General features: G+C 63.7%; 14 protein-coding genes and 1 other RNA gene. 2 read left to right on the forward strand and 13 right to left on the reverse strand.

All coding sequences use genetic code 11. From position 1 onward, the window contains the following. Nucleotides 1-23: 23 nt before the first annotated feature. The 10 genes from fliJ to purL all read right to left on the reverse strand — a co-directional run bounded on the left by fliJ (nt 24) and on the right by purL (nt 13,429). A complete protein-coding gene (gene fliJ / locus D002_RS0103115; protein WP_018140453.1) occupies nt 24-497 on the reverse strand; it encodes a flagellar export protein FliJ in 474 nt (157 codons plus the stop codon). Further along, nucleotides 494-1,873, reverse strand: coding sequence for a FliI/YscN family ATPase (locus tag D002_RS0103120; RefSeq protein ID WP_018140454.1), 1,380 nt, complete (start codon nt 1,871-1,873; stop codon nt 494-496). The genes fliJ and D002_RS0103120 overlap by 4 nt, the downstream gene beginning before the upstream one ends. Then, nucleotides 1,870-2,583, reverse strand: coding sequence for a FliH/SctL family protein (locus D002_RS0103125; protein WP_018140455.1), 714 nt, complete (start codon nt 2,581-2,583; stop codon nt 1,870-1,872). Before D002_RS0103125 ends, D002_RS0103120 begins: the two co-directional genes overlap by 4 nt. Then, a complete protein-coding gene (gene fliG, locus D002_RS0103130; protein ID WP_018874743.1) occupies nt 2,580-3,590 on the reverse strand; it encodes a flagellar motor switch protein FliG in 1,011 nt (336 codons plus the stop codon). Before fliG ends, D002_RS0103125 begins: the two co-directional genes overlap by 4 nt. Continuing rightward, nucleotides 3,580-5,244 carry a flagellar basal-body MS-ring/collar protein FliF gene (gene fliF, locus D002_RS0103135; RefSeq protein WP_018140457.1) on the reverse strand — a complete coding sequence of 555 codons (1,665 nt, stop codon included), beginning with the start codon at nt 5,242-5,244 and terminating at the stop codon, nt 3,580-3,582. The genes fliG and fliF overlap by 11 nt, the downstream gene beginning before the upstream one ends. 32 nt (nt 5,245-5,276) lie before the next feature. Then, the gene (fliE, locus tag D002_RS0103140) at nt 5,277-5,615 is read right to left on the reverse strand and encodes a flagellar hook-basal body complex protein FliE (protein ID WP_018140458.1); all 339 of its coding nucleotides are present in this window, start codon (nt 5,613-5,615) and stop codon (nt 5,277-5,279) included. A 112-nt stretch (nt 5,616-5,727) separates the two neighbouring features. Next, nucleotides 5,728-7,098 carry a sigma-54 dependent transcriptional regulator gene (locus D002_RS0103145; protein ID WP_018140459.1) on the reverse strand — a complete coding sequence of 457 codons (1,371 nt, stop codon included), beginning with the start codon at nt 7,096-7,098 and terminating at the stop codon, nt 5,728-5,730. Nucleotides 7,099-7,476: 378 nt separating this feature from the next. Next, nucleotides 7,477-8,853, reverse strand: coding sequence for a sigma-54-dependent Fis family transcriptional regulator (locus D002_RS0103150; RefSeq protein ID WP_018140460.1), 1,377 nt, complete (start codon nt 8,851-8,853; stop codon nt 7,477-7,479). A 79-nt stretch (nt 8,854-8,932) separates the two neighbouring features. Next, complete coding sequence (locus D002_RS0103155) at nt 8,933-9,469, reverse strand: PilZ domain-containing protein (protein ID WP_018140461.1); 537 nt, start codon at nt 9,467-9,469, stop codon at nt 8,933-8,935. An 84-nt stretch (nt 9,470-9,553) separates the two neighbouring features. Then, a complete protein-coding gene (purL, locus tag D002_RS0103160; protein ID WP_018140462.1) occupies nt 9,554-13,429 on the reverse strand; it encodes a phosphoribosylformylglycinamidine synthase in 3,876 nt (1,291 codons plus the stop codon). Nucleotides 13,430-13,831: 402 nt separating this feature from the next. Here purL and ssrA point away from each other — a divergent pair. Then, nucleotides 13,832-14,192: a transfer-messenger RNA gene (ssrA, locus tag D002_RS13295) on the forward strand. A gap of 59 nt (nt 14,193-14,251) precedes the next feature. Next, nucleotides 14,252-14,671: a secondary thiamine-phosphate synthase enzyme YjbQ gene (locus tag D002_RS0103170; RefSeq protein ID WP_018140464.1), complete on the forward strand. Its 420-nt coding sequence runs from the start codon at nt 14,252-14,254 to the stop codon at nt 14,669-14,671. An 8-nt stretch (nt 14,672-14,679) separates the two neighbouring features. On the opposite strand, the gene rlmM is transcribed toward D002_RS0103170, so the two are convergent. The 3 genes from rlmM to D002_RS0103185 all read right to left on the reverse strand — a co-directional run bounded on the left by rlmM (nt 14,680) and on the right by D002_RS0103185 (nt 19,044). Continuing rightward, nucleotides 14,680-15,756, reverse strand: a complete 1,077-nt coding sequence (gene rlmM, locus D002_RS0103175; protein ID WP_018140465.1) for a 23S rRNA (cytidine(2498)-2'-O)-methyltransferase RlmM — start codon at nt 15,754-15,756, stop codon at nt 14,680-14,682. 118 nt (nt 15,757-15,874) lie between these two features. Then, entirely contained in the window at nt 15,875-17,614 is a 1,740-nt protein-coding gene (soxB, locus tag D002_RS0103180) for a thiosulfohydrolase SoxB (RefSeq protein WP_018140466.1), read from the reverse strand. 425 nt (nt 17,615-18,039) lie between these two features. Then, a complete protein-coding gene (locus tag D002_RS0103185) occupies nt 18,040-19,044 on the reverse strand; it encodes a class I fructose-bisphosphate aldolase (protein ID WP_018140467.1) in 1,005 nt (334 codons plus the stop codon). Nucleotides 19,045-19,133 lie beyond the last annotated feature (89 nt).

Below are 19,133 nucleotides of genomic sequence, written 5' to 3' on the forward strand. Positions count from 1 at the left end.
CTCATTCGATACTCAGGGTCCATTCAAGAACCCTGCCAATCTGTACTTTCCGAATCCTGACTGCCTCCGGCCGCGCCCTCGCGGGCATGAGCCTGACGCGTCGCCCACATGTCCTGTTCGGTCTGTTGACGGCGCGCATCGGCCTGCGCAGCCTCGGCCCGCCGCCGCTCCACCAGCTTCTCCAGCGACAGGCAGTTGCGGTGTCGCTCCAGCCATGCCTGGCGGGCGGTCTCTACCTGTGACTCCGCGGCCTGAATCCGCAAATCCTGCTGTTCCAGAGCCGTACGCAACTGATCACGCATCCCGGCCAGCCATTTCAGGGCATTGGCATCATCGGGCAACGTCGCCTGCAGGTACTCGTGCTGATAGCTTTCAAGCCGATCGCGCTGGTCCGCGATCCCGTCGAGTTGTTGCAACCGCTCGCCCAGCTGCCGCGTGGCCTCGCTTTCCTCGATCCGGCGCAGCCGCAACAAGCGCTCCAGCCGCTTTGGATTCATGCGCCACCACCCACCAGGGCTAACAGGTCATCGCGGGCGCGATCAAAACCGATCGCCTCGTCACGCCCCTGCCCCAAGTACGCCTCCAGGCGCTCGTGCATCGCCACCGCCTCGTCCAGGTGCGGATCCGCCCCCTTGCGATAGGCGCCTACCGCAATCAGGTCGCGATTGCGCATATAGGTGGCGGCCAGGTCACGGAAGCGTCGCGCCGCGCGTTCGTGCTCCGGTCCAATCAGAGACGACATCACGCGCGAGACCGACGCGCCGACATCAATCGCCGGATACCGTCCGGTCTCCGCGATCTCGCGGGAAAGCACTACATGGCCGTCGAGGATGGCCCGCGCCGCATCCACGATCGGATCATTCTGGTCGTCCCCCTCGGCCAGCACGGTGTAGAAAGCCGTAATCGAGCCACCCCCGACATCGCCATTGCCCGCGCGCTCGACCAACTGTGGCAACCGCGCAAACACCGACGCCGCGTAGCCCTTGGAGGCTGGTGGCTCGCCAATCGCCATGGCGATCTCGCGGGCCCCCTGAGCAAAGCGGGTCAGAGAATCCATCAGCAGCAGTACATGCAGCCCCTGATCACGGAAATGCTCCGCGACCGCAGTGGCCACCCACGCGCCATGCTGGCGCAGCAGCGGCGACTGGTCGGCCGGCACCGCCACCACCACGGTCCGGGTCCGTGACTCCTCATCGAGGATCTCGTGGATAAACTCGTTTACCTCTCGCCCACGTTCACCAATCAGCCCCACCACGATCACATCCGCGGTCGTGTTTCGGGTCATCATCCCCAGCAACACACTCTTGCCGACCCCCGAGCCCGCGAACAGACCCAGACGCTGACCACGCCCCACGGACAACAAGCCATTGATGGCCCGGATCCCCACATCGAGTGGCTCGCGCACCGGGGCCCGCAGCAGCGGGTTGATCGGCCGACCGGCCAAGCCCCCAAATTGATGGGTCCGAATCGGCCCCTTCCCATCCAGCGGCTCGCCGTTGGCGTCGATCACCCGCCCTAACAGGCCGTCGCCCACCGGAATCTGGCGCTGATTATCCAGCGGTTCGATTCGCGAACCCGGGGTCAAACCCGCGGCCAGCTCTTCCGGCATCAGGAAGGTACGATCGTTCTGGAACCCCACCACCTCCGCCGGCACCGGCGGGCCGGTCTCACCGTGGATCAGAGCGCGCCCGCCAATCGGAAGCCGCAGGCCTTCGGCCTCCAGGGTCAGCCCCGTAAGGCGGGACAGATGCCCCTCTGCCTGCGGCAGATTGACCCGCTCCACGCGCCCGCGCGATTGCTGCAGCCGATCCAGGAGGCCGCTGCCAAGTCGTTCCCGCCCCTTGCGGCGGACCTCGTCGATTGGGGTGCTCACAAATCCTCCGGGCGCGCGCGATCATCCGCCTGTGCCGGGTCGACCGGCGCCGGCGAAACCTCGTCCGGATAGTCACCGTTCCACAACGCCTCCACCGCATGCTGCAGGCGTCGCTCCAGACTGGCATCAACCGTGGCCGCACCCGCCTCGACCCGACACCCGCCGCGTGCCAGCGCGGGGTCTGGAACCCAGGTGATACGGACATCTGAACGTTCGCCGTAGGCCTCGACCAGTGCTTGGTCCTCAGGGTGCAAGTGAACCCGAACCTCCTGGTTACGACCCGGAAGCTGGGCCAACGCCCCCTGGAGCACCGTCTTGATCTGCTCCGGACGGGCCTCCAGTTCGCTCTGAACCACCTTGCGCGCCAGCGCCGTCACCAGGGCCAGCAACTCGGGCTCCAGGGCATCCACCCCGTCTGCCAGCGGATCGGCCAGGCCTCCCGCGATGGTCTCCAGCTCGGCTACTGTCGCCCGCAGTTTCTTTTCCTCGCGGGCGCGCGCGGCCTTTTCGGCCTCCCGCTGGCCCAGTTCATGCCCTTCGGCATAACCACTCTCGAAACCATTCTTACGGGCCTCTTCTTCGATCGACTCGATCTCGGAGGCCGTGGGAAGCCGCCGCGGAGGATGCACACCATCGTCGCCGATCTCCGGGGGCTCCCAGAGCGACGCCGATGCGTCGGTGTACAACCGGGCCGCGGGGCCGTCGGTCACAGCATGGCCTCGCTACCACCACCGCCCAGCACAATGTCACCGCTTTCGGACAGACGCCGGGCAACCGTCAGGATCTCCTTCTGCGCGGCCTCAACCTCGCTCACACGCACCGGGCCCTTGGCCTCGAGGTCCTCGCGCAGCATCTCGCCCGCACGCTTGGACATGTTGCGGAAGATCTTGTCCTTGAGGTCGTCGTCCGCGCCCTTCATCGCCAGAACCAGCGATTCGGTCTGGATCTCGCGCATCAGGGTCTGGATGCCACGGTCGTCGATCTCCACCAGGTTCTCGAAGACGAACATCTCTTCTTCGATCTTCGAACCGAGGTCGGAGTCCGACTCCTTGATGGCTTCCATGATCTCCGCTTCGCGTGAGCCTTCCATCAGGTTCATGATGTTGGCCGCCGAGCGCACCCCACCCAACAGGGAAGTCTTGCTCGCCGCATTCCCGGACAGCTGGCGGTCCAGGATGTCGTCGAGTTCCTGCAGGGCCTGCGGCTGTACCCCATCCATGGTGGCAATACGCATGACGATATCGGACTGCACGCGGGACGGCAGATACTTCAGGGTATCCGACGCCTGATCCGAATCGAGATGGGACAACACAATGGCAACGATCTGGGGGTGTTCATTGCGCAGCATGTCCGCAATGGCACGCGGATCCAGCCACTTCAGTGCCTCGATCCCCTTGGAATTGCGCCCTAGAAGAATCCGGTCAATCAAGCCCGAAGCCTTGTCGCCCAAGGCGCTCTCCATCACGCTGCGGACATACTCGTCCGCGCCCACTCCCAGCGCCGTCTGCTCCTGCACATGGGAGGAAAATTCGTGCAAGGCGGCGTTCACGTCGCTACGCGAGATGCGATCCATGGAGGCCATCGCGGTGCCGATCTTTTGCACCTCCTTCGGTCCCATGTGACGCATAACCTCGGCGGCTGCATCTTCGCCAAGGCTCATCATGAACACGGCGGCGCGCTCGGCGCCTTCCAGCTTGGAGTTTTTTTCAGCGGCCATCATCACCCAACCACGTCTTCATCACCTGAGCCACCCGCTTCGGATCCTCGCGGACCATCTCGCGCACCGCCTCCAGATCCATCTCCTGTTGATCCGGACCCTTCGGACCCGTCAGGGCCGCTACCGCCGAACCCTCGCTCCCTTGGCCGAGGCCCATACCTGCCGCGCCGGATTCATCGGTCAACGCCTCCTGCTCTTCCCGTCGCGGCGGCGGCGGACGCTTCATCAACTGTTTCATCGCCGGGCGCACCACGGTTAGCAAGATCAGTAGCGCCAGCAGCAGGGCCGCGACGATTTTGACCACCTCAAGGAACCAGGGTTGCTCCCAGAACGCGATTTCCTCAGCCGGAAGCTCCTCGTCCACGGCCTCGAACGGGGCGGTCACCACATTGATCGTATCCCCCCGCGCGGCATTGAAGCCAACGGCCTCGCGGACTAGCGCCTCGATCCGCTCCAATTCCTCCGCATCCCGTGGCACCTGCACGGTCTCGCCGTCTTCGTTCACCTCCTGGCGGAAGTCCACGACCACGGCGGTGGAAACCCGTTGCACACCACCCGGCATCTCGCGGATGTGATTGATGCGACGATCCACTTCGTAATTGCGCGTCACGTTGGTACTGCGGCTGCCGGGCAACGGGGCGGGCTGAGCCACGCCTTCCTCGCCCTCCGCCCCAATGGCCCCGCCATCCGGCGGCTGATTGGTCAAGGCACCGGGCACCCCACCAGCGCCCCCATCAGCACCCGTGCGCTCTTCTTCGCGGGACTGTTCGGACCGCAGGGCGATCGTCTCGGGGTCATAGAGCTCCTCGGTACGCTCGACGCTCGAGAAATCGATATCGGCATTCACCTGCACTCGCACCTTGTCACGCCCCACGATCGGAACCAGCAGATCGCGGACACGGTCGGTGTAGCGGTTCTCCACATCGCGAGTGAAGCCCAGGCGATCCCCACTCCCGCCCATGCCGGCGGCGGCACCATCCTCTGTCAGCAGGGTCCCACGCTGATCAACGACGGTGACGCGGTCCGGGTCCAGGTCGGAAGTACTGGAAGCGACCAGATGCACGATGGCCCCCACCTGCGACTCGCTCAGGGAGCGGTTGCCGCGCAAGTGCACCACCACTGACGCGCTCGCCGGGCGTCGATCACGCACGAACACGGACTGTTCACCCTCGGCGATGTGCACGCGCGCCCGGTCGACCGCATCCAGCGAAGCCACGGTACGCGCCAATTCGCCCTCCATCGCTCGATGGTGACGCGCGCCTTCGATCATTCGGCTGGTGCCAATCCCGGTGTCTTCTTGCAGCAACTCGAACCCCATGTCGCCGGAGCGCGGCAGCCCCTCACCGGCAAGCTGCAGCCGGGCATTGGCCACGTCGCCCTGCGGAACCTTGACCTGCCCGGTGGTGGTGTCGACCTGATACTGAATCCCGGCCTGTGTAAGGACCTGCACCACCTCCGCCGCATCTTCGGCGTCCATGCGCGGAAACAGCGGCACATAGGTCGGTCGCAACGCCCAATAGAGCAACGCAACAATCACAACGATGGCGCCGGCCACCATGCCCATCAACGCCAATTGACGGCCCGCGGGCATCCCATTGAATTCCTTGATCCCGCCGGTTACCACCGCGGGCAGGGATTGTGCATTCTCGGCCATCGTCCGTTCTCTCCTTCAGCCAGCGCGGCCGATCAAACCTGCATCCGCATGATTTCCTGGTATGCCGTCAACAACCGGTTACGTACCTGGTTGGTTGCCTCGAAGGCGATGCTCGATTTGCTCATCGCCGTCATGACCTGCGGCAGGCTCACGTTGTCGTCGCCAAGCTCAAAGCGAGTCTGCAGGTCGGTCGCCTCCTGCTGCACCTGGTTCACACCTCGCAGCGACTCCGTCAACACGTTCTGGAAGTCCGCACCGCCGACCCGCTGAGGCTCACGGTTTTGCTGCGCCGGGTTGGTATTTTCCACCCCACTCGCCTGCGTCAGCTGACGCATCTGCTGCAGGACGTTCTGAATCTGCATCTCGCTCATCATCTTTATCCCCAAGGCGTGCCGTGATCCGAATCACCAGCTGTTGCACGTCCTCTGCTAACGCGTTACTCGCTACCAAGCATCAAGCAATCCATATGCCAGTGCGCAGATTTCAACCCGATGCGGGAACCGCGAAGCCGTGTTCGCGCAACCGCGCGATCTTGTAACGCAATGTTCTTGGACTAATTCCCAGCCGGTCGGCCGCCTCTTTCCGGCGCCCGCCCGATTCTCGAAGGACGTTCAGAATCACCCGGCTCTCCTGCGTCTGGAGGGTTTGCTCCAACATCGGCGTCGGGTTCTCGTCGCCCACGGTGGCGTCCGCCGCGTATGCGTCGGTTCCTTGCTCTGAGTCGCCACCGGTGGACCAGGGACTGAGCATGTCCGCATCCAGCCAAACCGCCTCGGCGGACACGCATTCGCCCTCGCCTTCGTGGAGCGTGATGGCCCGCTCCATAACGTTGGCGAGCTCGCGCACGTTGCCCGGCCAGTCGTGTTCGTTCAGGCGCCGCTGTGCGCCTGCGTCCAGGTCGCGCAAGTGCCCACCACTAAGCCGGCGCAAAAGTGCTTGCGCCAAGGGAACGATATCCTCGTGGCGTTCCCGCAAAGGCGGGATACAAAGGGGGAAAACGTTGAGCCGATAGTAGAGGTCTTCACGCAACAGCCCGTCACTCACGGCGGTGCGAAGGTCTCGATTGGAGGTCGCAACGACGCGCACGTCGACCCGCTGTGTCTGCCGCGCCCCCAGGGGCTCCACCTCTCGCTCCTGCAGCGCGCGCAAGAGCTTGGCTTGCAGATGCACCGGGATCTCGGTGACCTCGTCCAGCAGCAACGTGCCGCCATGGGCCCGTTGGAACTTACCCGGGCGCGCCTCGACGGCACCGGTAAAGGCGCCCTTGGCATGCCCAAAAAGCATCGCCTCCAGCATGGCCTCGGGCAATGCGGCGCAGTTGATCGCCTCGAACGGTCCACGGTTGCGCGGCGAGCGCAGGTGCAGCTGGCGTGCGAAGACCTCCTTCCCCACACCCGATTCACCCGTCACAAAGACCGTGGCCGAGCTGCGCGCGATACGCGAGACAAACCGATCCAGACCGCGCATTGCCGCGCTGCGAGCCACCAGGGCTGGGGCTTCAAACCCATGTTCTGGCTGGATGAGCGGCCGCAGCCACTGCGCAAGGCCATCGGCCATCTCCGGCAATCCAAAATGGGCCTGAACCCCGGCGCGCATCGCCTGCAGAGCGCGCTCCTGAGTCGATTCCAGGCTGACGGCGGCCACCGCCGCGGTCGGTTCCGGAAGCGCATTCAGATGCAATTCATCGAGTCGGTGAACAAGAATCGCCGCGGGGCGGCTTGCCTCCAGCATCCGCGGCAAGTCGGCGGCCGTACTGGCCTGCAATCGCACCCGAGGGATCTTGGCCAGGACCGCGACCACCGCTTCGCGCAATGCAGGGTCGGCATCCACCAACAGGATTGTGGCTCGCGACATGAAGGTCTTCCCATAGAGATTCGGGAGACATTCAGCAAAAAGCGCGCCATCTAGATACTAGCCGTATTTACATGGACTTACGAAAGATCCAATCACGAGTCCGTCAAACTCATGGCGCTAATCGAGCCCGATCCACAACCACCCGGTGACGAGATCTCGACCTTTCCCGCATGACGACCCCCACGTAACCATCGGGCTTGGGGGGACGCCCCGCTAGCCATGAATGACACAACAGCTACCGACCACGCACACACCGCATGGAGAACGAACGAGTAGGTTTCGGCTCACGATGGGTGCCAGGCCGCGTCGAATAAAGACGGGTGAACTCTATTCGGTGCGAATCGACCTCGAGCCGAGTGTCGCAACGTCCACTACGAGCTACTTACCCAAGCCAAATTTGCGCATGCGTTCGACCAGGGTAGTCCTGCGCATACCCAGTCGACGTGCGGCGCGCGCCACCACGTGTCCGGTTTCGTCCAGGGCCCGGGTGATCATTTCGCGCTCCAGATCATTGAGGAAACTGCGCAGATCCACCCCTTCAGGCGGCAGCCCTCCCACCAGAATGTTGCTGTCCGCGCCATTCCCGGCGCTCGACTCTTGCTGGGAAGACGGCCGCAGTGCCAGGTCCTCGATTCCCTCGGGACGCACACGCTGCGGGAGTTGCGCCAGATCCACCGGCAAGTCTGGATACATGATCGCGAGTTGTTCCAGCAGGTTCGCCAGTTCCCGGATGTTGCCGGGCCACGCGAGCTGCCCCAAATGGGCAATCACGGCAGGCGTCAGATGGGCCGGCATCATGCCCTGGTCACGCAACCGCTCCTCCAGCGCAACGATCAACTGAGGCAGATCGCTGGTGCGCTCACGCAAGGGGGGCAACTCGATGGGGAACACACTCAGACGGAAAAACAGATCCTGTCGGAAGCTACCCTCCGCCACGGCATCATCTAGATTGCGGTGGGTCGCGGCAATAATGCGGGCGCGGGCCGGAATCGACTTGTTCGAGCCGACCCGCTCGAACACCCGTTCCTGGAGAACGCGCAGCAGCTTCACCTGCATCGGCAGCGGCATATCACCAATCTCGTCCAGGAACAGCGTGCCGTCCTCGGCCAGCTCGAAGCGCCCGGCGCGGGCCGTGAAGGCCCCAGTAAAGGCCCCCTTCTCATGGCCGAACAGCTCACTCTCCAGCAGGTCACCTGGGATGGCGCCGCAGTTCACCGCCACGAACGGCTTGTCCGCACGGTCCGATGCGTTATGGATGGTGCGGGCGACCACTTCCTTGCCGGAACCCGTCTCGCCCAGGATCAGTGCGGTGGCATCGGTGCGCGCTACCTGTCCCACCAGCCGCTTCACGGCTTGCATGGTGGGATGTGCACCCACCAGGCCCGGCATGTCGTCATAACCGGGTTCGCGGCCGAAACGCAGCCACTGCAGGACCTGCGACACGCCACCAATCGACAGCGGATGGTCGACGACGCAACCGATACCGTCCGCCTGAACCTCTCCACCATCGGTCGGCTGCACCACGATCGGCGCCACCTCACCGCGTTGTTCTCGCAGACGGGCTTCGAGCTCTGCCGCCGGGCCACAAAGCCACACGGCGGCGGCTGGAGTGCCGTCGGTCAGGTCTTGGGGGTTGCTGTGGGTTTCGGCCTCGTATCCCAGGCAGTTCAGGATCGCCCGCGTGGCATCCGCCGCGCCGGCGTCGCCACTGAGTGCAATACGCATGTTCTGCTGCTTGTCGCCCGAATCCTGCATACCGCTGTGCCCCGATGGCCGAAACCGGATGCCAAGGAAGGCCGCATCCGATGATGTGATCGAGTTCGCAGTATCCCGTCTAATCGCGACCGGCGTCAACTTTCTGGCGTTTTTCCGCCACGTCACGGCGATGCAGGCGGAAAATCCAGCGCCCGATGGCCTCTTCCAGTGGACCCTCGATCCCGGTCCAGCGAGTCATTTGCTGGCTTCCACGCGTTGTCGGAGTCTCGACACCCAAGACGCAGGGTTGGGGCAGCAACCGGCTGAGATAAACCTCCACACGGTCGCAAGCTTCCGGCAACGTTCCCGCCGGTAGTGCAATCCCGTGGCTACTAAGCGTTGCTTCAACAGGATCGGGGCGCTCGGGGTGAAGCGACTCCGCCACCAGGTGCAGCAAGAGGTCCAACTTGTGCTCCAGGCGTTGCACCTCGGGTGAGGATTCGTCCTCGTGCGGCATCGCGCCACGCGGATGCGCATCGTCGAACAAATCCAGACTCTCAATGAGGCGCTGCGCCAGGACCGGGTCGGTCGTGGGACGTGTCGACGGCCCGATCATCAACCCCGTCGTTACACGCAGTTCGTCACCGAGAAATTCGTCCTGATTGGCGTCATCCATGCCCGCTCCCGCCTCTCATGTTGTCCGCGCGAATGGCCCGGTTATACACCATTGATTAACGTAACGCTGCGGTCGCATCCAGCCTCAGCCGACGAACGCGCGGGCGTTGCGGAACAAACGCAACCACGGCCCATCTTCGCCCCAATCCTGTGGATGCCAACTGTGCTGAACACTTCGGAACACGCGTTCGGGGTGCGGCATCATGATCAGGGCGCGGCCGTCTTCGCTGGCGAAACCCGTCGCACCGCCCGCGGACCCGTTCGGGTTGGCCGGATACAACTGTGCCGGCGAATCGTCCGCCTCCACGTAGCGCAATGCCGCCTGGTCATGCACGGGCGTCCCGTCCGCGTAGCGGATCCGCCCCTCCCCGTGCGAGACCACCACCGGCAATATGGACCCGGCCATGCCTTCAAGCAGCGCCGAAGGACCGGGCTCAATGCGGACCTGCGACAGCCGGGCCTCAAATTGCTCCGAGCGGTTACGCACGAACCGTGGCCAGTGACCCGCACCGGGAATCAGTGGCGCCAGGTGGGACAACATCTGACACCCATTGCAGACGCCAAGCGTGAACGTCTCGCCACGCTCAAAGAAGCCCTGGAACGCGTCCCGCAGCGCGGGATGATTCAGGATCGTCTGGGCCCAGCCACCGCCCGCGCCCAGCACGTCCCCATAGGAAAAGCCACCACAGACGGCCAGACCCTGCATCGAACCGAGGTCCTGACGCCCATCCAGCAGGTCCGTCATATGCACATCCACGGGCGCGAAACCCGCACGCTCGAATGCAGCCGCCATCTCCAACTGCCCGTTGACACCCTGCTCGCGGAGGATCGCCACACGTGGGCGCTCGCCGCGGGCGATCATCGGTGCAGCGATGTCTTCCGCCGGGTCGAACGTCAGGCGCGGCTGCAGACCGCCGTCTTCCCTCACGCGAGCCAGCTCTTCATCGGCACACTCAGGATCATCACGCAGGCGCTGCATCCAGGCCGACGTCTCCTGCCACTGGTGTTGCAGGTCCGCGCGGGACGCGGCCAGGATTTCGCGTCCATCTTGATGGATCAACACCTGTTCGTCATCGCGCAATCGGGCAACCGGGTGCAGATGAGCTTCCAATCCGGCTTCGGCCATCGCATCTCGCAAGGCCGATTCAGCCCCCGCCGCCGTCTGGACCACGACCCCCAGTTCCTCGTTGAACAGCCAGGCCATGGGCGATCCATCGGCCGGCACCTCGACATCAAGGCCACAGCGCCCGGCAAACGCCATTTCCAGCAGCGTTGTGATCAGCCCGCCATCGGACCGATCATGGTAGGCGCGCAGAAGGCCGTTGCGCCGCAGCGTGCCGATTGCGTCGAAGAAGTGGCGCAGACGCCCAGCGTCGACCACGTCTGGCGTCGTCTCGCCCACATGCCCGTAGCTCTGAGCCAGCGCCGAGCCGCCCATGCGGGTACGCCCCTCGCCCAGATCAATCAGCCACAGACGTTCATCCGCATCACGCTTTGGTTCCGGGGTCAGCGTGCGCCGCGCATCCGCGACCGCCGCAAAACCGGACACGATCAGCGACACCGGTGCGTGCATGTGGCGCGCCTGGCCGTCAGCGGTTTCCCACACCGTCCGCATCGACAAGGAATCCTTGCCCACTGGAATCGAGATCCCCAGAGCCGGGCAAAGATCCTCGGCGATGGTGCGCACGGTATCGAACAGATTGGCATCTTCACCCGGCACGCCGGCCGCGGCCATCCAGTTCGCGGAGAGTCGAATCGACGCCGTCCCGTCAATATCCGCGGCTGCAAGGTTCGTAATCACCTCGCCAATCGCCATCCGGCCGGAGGCCGGGGCCGACAGCATCGCCAACGGCGTGCGCTCGCCCATGGCCATCGCCTCACCGGTGTAACGGTCGAAATCCGTCAGGGTCACCGCACAATCCGCCACCGGAACCTGCCACGGCCCCACCATCTGATCCCGTGCCACCAGGCCGCCCACGCTGCGGTCGCCAATCGTGATCAGAAAGTGCTTGGACGCCACCGATGGCAGGTGCAGCACGCGCGCCAGGGCCTCTCCCAGCGGCTGGGCCTCCGGATCGAACGCTGACACCGGCGGCTCTAGACGCCGGTCCTCGCGGGTCATCCGCGGAGTCTTGCCCAATAGCATGCCCATGGGCATGTCCACCGGTGGTTCGTGGAACAGGCGATCCTCAACCTTGAGATGCCCGGTATCCGTGGCCTCGCCCACCACCGCGAACGGGGCACGCTCGCGTTCGGCCAGCGTGCGGAAGGTCTCCAGTTGATCCGCCGCAATCGCGAGTACGTAGCGCTCCTGGGCCTCATTGCACCAAAGCTCCATGGGCGACAAGCCCGACTCCGCGGTTGGCAGATCGCGCAACTCAATCACGCCACCGCGTCCGGCGTCGTCCAGAATCTCCGGGATCGCATTGGAAAGCCCGCCCGCACCCACGTCATGAATCGACAGGATCGGATTGCCGGCACCCAGGGCCGTACAACGATCAATGACCTCCTGGCAGCGGCGTTCCATCTCCGGATTGCCGCGCTGGACCGAGGCAAAGTCCAGGTGTTCGGCGCTCGCACCGCTGGCCATGGAGGAGGCCGCACCGCCGCCCAGGCCAATCAGCATCGCTGGACCACCCAACACCACGATCGGAGTACCCGCTGGCACGTCCTGCTTGTGCACGTGCTCGCCGCGGATCGAACCGACCCCGCCTGCCAGCATGATCGGTTTGTGATAGCCGTAAAGCGTCTCGTCGCCGTTCGCGTTGGGCACAGCGAGCTCCAGCGTCCGGAAGTAACCCGCCAGCGCCGGGCGCCCGAATTCGTTGTTGAATGCCGCCGCCCCAATCGGCCCATCCAGCATGATTTGGCGCGCGCTCTCGATTCGGCCGGGCCGCCCAAAGTCCCGCTCCCAGGGCTGTTCATGCCCAGGGATCTGCAAGTTGGACACAGAAAACCCGGTCAACCCCGCCTTCGGCTTGGAGCCCTGCCCGGTCGCGCCTTCGTCGCGGATCTCCCCACCGGAACCGGTCGCGGCCCCCGGGAAGGGCGAGATCGCGGTCGGGTGGTTATGCGTCTCCACCTTCATCAGGATCGGTAGATCCAGCGTCTCACGCTGGTATTCGCCGGTAATGGCATTCGGCATCAGGCGGGTTCCCTGATGCCCGGCGATCACCGAGGCGTTATCACTGTAGGCCGAGAGCACACCCTCTGGATGGCGCGCGTGTGTCTGCCGGATCATGCCGAACAGCGTACGATCGTCCGACGCGCCATCCAATACCCAGGCCGCGTTGAAGATCTTGTGGCGGCAGTGCTCAGAGTTCGCCTGCGCGAACATCATCAGCTCGGCATCCGTGGGCGCACGTCCCAGGGCCGAGAACCCGTCCGCCAGGTAGTCGATCTCATCCGGCGACAGCGCCAGCCCCAGTTCGCCATTGGCACGTTCCAGCGCGGTACGCGCGTCATCGCCCAACGCCACGCGCGTAAGCGAACGCGGCGTTTCGCTATGAAAGAGCTGTACCGCGGCCGCCGGGTCTTCGATGACCGTCTCGGTCATGCGATCGTGCAGCACGGCCGATAACGTTTCGAGGTCGGCACCCTCGGCCGCCTCGCCACCAATCAGCCAGTGCACACCCCGTTCAATACGCTGGACCGCCCCTTCCAGGCCCGCGTGATGGGCGATCTCCGTGGCCTTCGAGGACCAGGGGCTGATGGTGCCAAAGCGCGGAATCACCACCAATTCGCGTGCGACCGTGAACCCCGGAGAAGCCCACGCCTCGCCCTCACTCAACAGCCGCTCCAGCACGGCGTCCTCTTCCGTGCTTAGCCGCCGGCGCGTCTCGACAAAATAGACGAACCGTGCCGCTAGCGGGCCCGCACCCGATACGCTTGTCCGCAGACCTGCCTCCAGAGCCTGCAGCCGAAACGGCGAGACCGCCGCGCCCCCTTCCACAACCCGCATTGCGTATCCTCGAAACCGGACGTGCCAAAAGCAGCGCATTGTACCGGACCCGCCCCCCGCGCGGGACCTGCAACCCGGCGCATCTGCTCCATTCCAAACCGAACTACGGCATTTTCACCACGAAGCACACGAAGGCACGAACCAATTCAAGGACGACCGACAGGAAGACAGGAAGCTGGCGAAGATCATCTCATCAATGGCCCGATTCCCTGACCTCGTGATTCCAAAGCAATCCATCCAAACCCTTCCCAAGCTTCCCGGCTTCCTGTGGACCGCTCTTGACCTGGCCCTCCTTCGTGCCTTCGTGTGCTTCGTGGTAACCCCGCCCTTGGCCTTCGCCCCGCCGAAGAACCACATGGCCCGGGAACTCGCGATGCGTTACCATGTCTATGAAAGTACTTGGGGGGCGACTTGGCTTCGACGTGGGTCGCGAAACCTTAGGTGCATGCCGAGGATGTGGTGAACCTCGTAAAAATCACTGCAAAAAAATAGTTGCCAACGACGACAACTACGCACTCGCCGCTTAAAAACCGGTAGATGCCGTCCGACTGGAGCCGTGCTTATGCGTCCAGTATCGGGCGTCGACTCTCATAAGCTCGTGGTGAAGCGCGCCCGGCGTGGATCCATTAAAACTCAACCGGGATCGCCAGTTACATTCCCTGCCTGTCGGGTAGTCGCTGGTTAAATTAAAAGACAGAATAAGCATGTAGAGCCGAAGGCGGAGGTCCTGCGGACGCGGGTTCGATTCCCGCCGCCTCCACCAATTTAGATCGACCAATCAAGCGCCTACGGGCGCTTTTTTGTTTGGATTCGAGGTAACGAATGGCCGTCTACCAGGACACCCTCACCCAACGGACTCAGGGTCGCGGCACGATCAACATCACCGAAGCGGTGGAGCACATCGTACGCGCCTCCGGTATCACCACCGGTACCTGCCACGTGTTCCAGCATCACACCAGCGCGTCCCTACTCGTCACCGAGAATGCCGATCCCGACGTGCGCCACGATCTCGAAACTCTGATCGCCCGCATGGCCCCGGACGGCGACCCCGAATACCGCCACGACATGGAAGGCGACGACGACATGGCCGCCCACGCCCGCGCCATGCTGACCCACAACGACCTGACCATCCCGGTCGGACAGGGGCGCCTGATTCTGGGCACCTGGCAAGGCCTGTTCCTCTGGGAGCACCGCTACGCCGCCCACACCCGTCGCCTGACCGTCACCGTCCAGGGCGAATAGCCCCGGGCTCAGTCCAGCTTCACGTGGGCCGTGATCTCCTCGCGGTCGTGATAGAGCTGCCGCGCCCTCAGCCGGAACCGCACCCGCTCGTCCAGCAGGCGCTCCTCGATGTGGTCGAGGCAGTCGTACACGGTCTGCCAGCGCTGTTTCATCGGCAGCTTCAAATTGAAGATGACCTCCCGGCACCAGCCCGCCTCCAGCCAGTCCGCCATACGCGCGGCGACCTTGGCTGGCTTGTCCACGATGTCGCAGACCAGCCAGGTCACCGACTTTGGCGGAACCCACGAAAAGGCATCTTCACGGTGATGCTCTACCTGGGTGGTGGCCATTAAACGTGCATCCATCGGGCCATTGTCGACCGCGTGCACGTACATCCCCCGATGCACCAGCTGCCAGGTCCAACCACCGGGAGCGGCACCCAGGTCCACCGCCTGCATCCCCTGTGCCAGGCGTGTATCCCATTCGTCCCAGGGGATGAAGGTGTGCCAGGCCTCCTCGAGCTTCAGCGTGGAACGGCTGGGGGCCTCGCGCGGCGAGCGCAGATGAAGTACCCCGCCGGGCCACTCACTGCGCCGGCCCGGACGACTGAATCCCAGTTGCACCCGATCACCGGCCTGCCAGAACACATGCAGCCGCTGCCCCCCGGCATCCGAACACAGCACCCCACGCTTGCGCAGCACCGCTGCCAGAGGGCGTTCCACGGCCTTGATCAGACGCCGCAGACCTTTACCTTCGTTGGTATCCGGCGTTTCGTGCCAAACCGAATCCACGCGCCACCCGGCCGCGACAGCCTGTTCAATGATGGGCGTCAGGCGATCCGCCCGGTCCAGATCCGCCAGGACCGGTAGCGCCGGGAACACCTGCCGGGCAAAGATCAGCTCTGTCAGCGGCAAGGCCCGAATCAGCTCCTTCAAACTACAGCCCGCCGGTTCAAAGAACACGTGTCCCGCGCCAGCCTGCACTCGTGCATAACCGCCTAAACCGGCACGGGCGGCCCGCTCGGTCAGCTCCGCCGTCAGATCCGCCTCGAATCCCGCGCGGCAGTACAACAGCAACCCCGCAAAGTCCGCCCCGATTCCCTGCATTCCGTATCCCCTGTGACAGGCACTACCCGCCAATAAAAAACCGCCGCACACTCCTCGAAGTGTACGGCGGCTGCGAGAGTACCCGGCCCGCGTGCGCGGGCCAAGCCGGCTGGATCGCTTAGCTGGAGCGCGCCATACCGGGATCGCCTTCCACGTTCTTCAGCTTCGGCAGATACGGCTTGCCGGGGCTGATCGTGTCGTGCTCACGCAAGTAGCTGGCTACGACATCCCACACCGGATCGGTATCCAGCGGCTCATGCACATTGGCCCAGCCGGCCACCACGTACGACTTGTCCGGATCCACCGGTTCGCCGTTGATGTGCATGTCGCTGATGCGGCTCCCCATCGACTCGTGCGGATCGATGGTGTACTCGATTCCGGAGGTCCGCACCATGTCTCCACCGCGGTGGTGGTAAGGATTGGCGTTGAAGATCGAGTTGGCCACATCCTCCAGCGCATTCTTCAGCTGTTCACCACTCATCTCGTTACGCTGGGTCTCCGAGTAGGTCGTGGCCGTCTGCGTCATCAGCTCCTCAAAGGTGATCGGCGCCCCCGGCAGCACGCTAATACCCCAGCGGAAGCCCGGAGAAAGCGCCACCTCGGCGTCCATCTCCTTGATCATGGCGTCCATGATCACCTCGTCGAAGGTGCCGTTGAAGTTGCCGCGGCGGTACAGCACACCTTCAGTCACAGCCAGCTCTTCGTTCAGCTTGTCTTCGTACGGCTCACGCACCTTGCGGATGTGTTCTTCCATCTCCGCATCCGCTTCCAGCAGGTTGGAGAATACCGGCAGCAGCGTGAACTTGTAATCGCGAATACCGCTGTCGGTGACGTCCAGGTCCATCACACCCAAGAACTTGCCGTTGGAGCCCGCGTTGGTCACCAGGGTCTTCTCGCCACCGGCATTCTCGATCTCCATGGCACCCGGCACCGCATCGTGCGTGTGACCGCCCATGATGATGTCGACGTCGCGCAGGCGGCGGGCCATTTCCATATCCGTGACCATGCCGTTGTGCGACAGGATCGCCACCACCTTGGCGCCCTTCTCGCGGCATTCGTCGATCATGCGCTGCATGTGTTCGTCGCGGATGCCGAAGGACCAGTCCGGGAACATGTAATCCGGGTTGGCCACGGAGGTATACGGGAACGCCTGCCCGATCACCGCGACCGGCACGCCGTTCATCTCGCGGATGGTATAGGGATCGAATACCGGGTCACCCCAGTCACGGTCCTCGACGTTTTGCGCCAGGAAGTCGATGTTGTTGGGCTTGAAGTCATTCTCGATGATCTCCATCACCCGCTCGTCACCGAAGGTGAACTCCCAGTGGCCGACCATGATGTCCACACCCAGCAGCTTCTGGGCATCGACCATGTCCTGGCCATTGGTCCACAACGAGGTCGCGGAACCCTGCCAGGTATCACCGCCATCCAGCAGCAAGGAGTTCGGACGTTCGGCGCGCAGCTTCTGGACCAGGGTGGACAGGTGCGAGAACCCACCCAGCCGGCCATACTTCTCGGCGGCGTACTTGAAGTCCAGGTGCGTCACGGCGTGCGCGAGCGGCGTGCCCGGCTCGATGTCGAAGTACTCGAGCATCTTCTCGCCCGCCAGTACCGGCGGCTTGCCCTGCATGTCGCCCACACCGATATTCACATCCGGCTCGCGGAAGTGCACCGGTTTCAGCTGCGCGTGGCAGTCCGTGTAGTGCAGCAGAGAAACGTTGCCAAACTTCGGCAGGTCATACATATCCGACTCGGCCGGGCGCCAGGACCCTTTTTCACCGGCCCAGGCATTCATGGAAAAGCCGGCGGCACTGGCCGCAACCATGGCTTCCAGAAACTCTCTGCGCGTCAGGCTCATTATGGATCTCCTTGGTGGTTTGAATATTTTCCAGGCACGAGAAGCGCACCTCCTACCTGCATCACGACGCTCTCCATCCAGGAATGTTCCATACCCCATCACGGAAAACGGCAGGCCAAACCCGCGATTTCGCGCTCAATGCACGGGTTTCGCGCGAGATCGTACCGATTTATCGCCTGTTCACAATTTTCCAGAAATTTGGGAAAGGCTTCACATTTCCCCGCGAAGCGGGCACAAAAAAGCCTGCTATCCGGAGATAGCAGGCCAAGACGCGACATACACCGTCGAATACGAGGGTCTGGCACGCACGTTGGGGGCTCGTGCATCCCTTGCCAGACCACGGGTCGAATCCGACGCCCTCAGGCTAGTAACGGCCGACCCGCTCGTTCTTGATCCAGATCAACAGACGATGCAATTCGTGAGCATCAGGCGGCGTATTTGCCCTGGGCCGCCAACCCGTTGTCGCGCGCACGTTCGTACACGGTCTGCTGCGCCTTCTCGAAGTTGTTGGCCATGTCCTTGCCCCAGAGCTCCATCGCGGCCTGCTGCATACCACGGCCATAGGAGAACGACAGCGGCCACGGGGTACCCCCAATGCGGTTCATCGCATCCAGGTGGTTCGTGGCATCGGCATCGCTCTGACCACCGGACAGGAACACGATCCCCGGCAGGATCGCCGGCACCGCGGATTCCAGGCAGCGCAACGTGGCGTGCGCCACATCCTCGACGCTGGCCCTTTCGGGGCAATCCTTGCCAGGGAGCACCATGCTGGCCTTCAGGATGGTGCCCTCCAACAACACGTGGTGTTCGTACAAGGCGCGGAATAGCGCCCGCTGCGTGGCCTCGGTCACGCCATAGCAGGTCTCGATATCGTGGCTGCCATCCATCAGAACTTCCGGCTCCACCATCGGCACGATCCCCTGCTCCTGACAAAGCGCGGCGTAGCGCGCCAGGGCATGGGCGTTCGCCTCGATGCAGGTATCGGTGGGCATGGTTTCGCCAATTGTGATGACCGCGCGCCACTTGGCGAAGCGTGCACCCATCTTGGCGTATTCCTCGAGCCGTTCGCGCAGGCCATCCAGGCCTTCGGTCACCTTTTCACCAGGGAATCCGGCCAGATCCTTCGCACCGGTATCCACCTTGATGCCCGGCAGAATGCCGGCTTCGTTCATCACATCCACGAACGGCTTGCCGTCGCGAGTGGACTGGCGGATGGTCTCGTCGTACAGGATCGCGCCGGAGATATATTCATTGAGCCCCGGCGTCGTCAGAAGCAGCTCGCGGTAGGTACGGCGATTCTCCTCGCTGTTCTCGACACCGACCGCTCCCAGGCGCTTGGCAATCGTCCCGGTGGATTCATCGATCGCGATGATCCCCTTTCCGGGTGCCACCATCGCTTCGGCCGTTTCTACCAACTGATCAATCTTCATACGGGCTCCTTGCATTTCTGCGTGGGACTGCCTTCGGAGAGTAGTCACCCTCCGCAGGTTCTTCCAACCTGACAGACAGAACCCCAACA

This window comes from Thioalkalivibrio sp. ALJ7, from assembly GCF_000376865.1.
GTDB lineage: Bacteria > Pseudomonadota > Gammaproteobacteria > Ectothiorhodospirales > Ectothiorhodospiraceae > Thioalkalivibrio.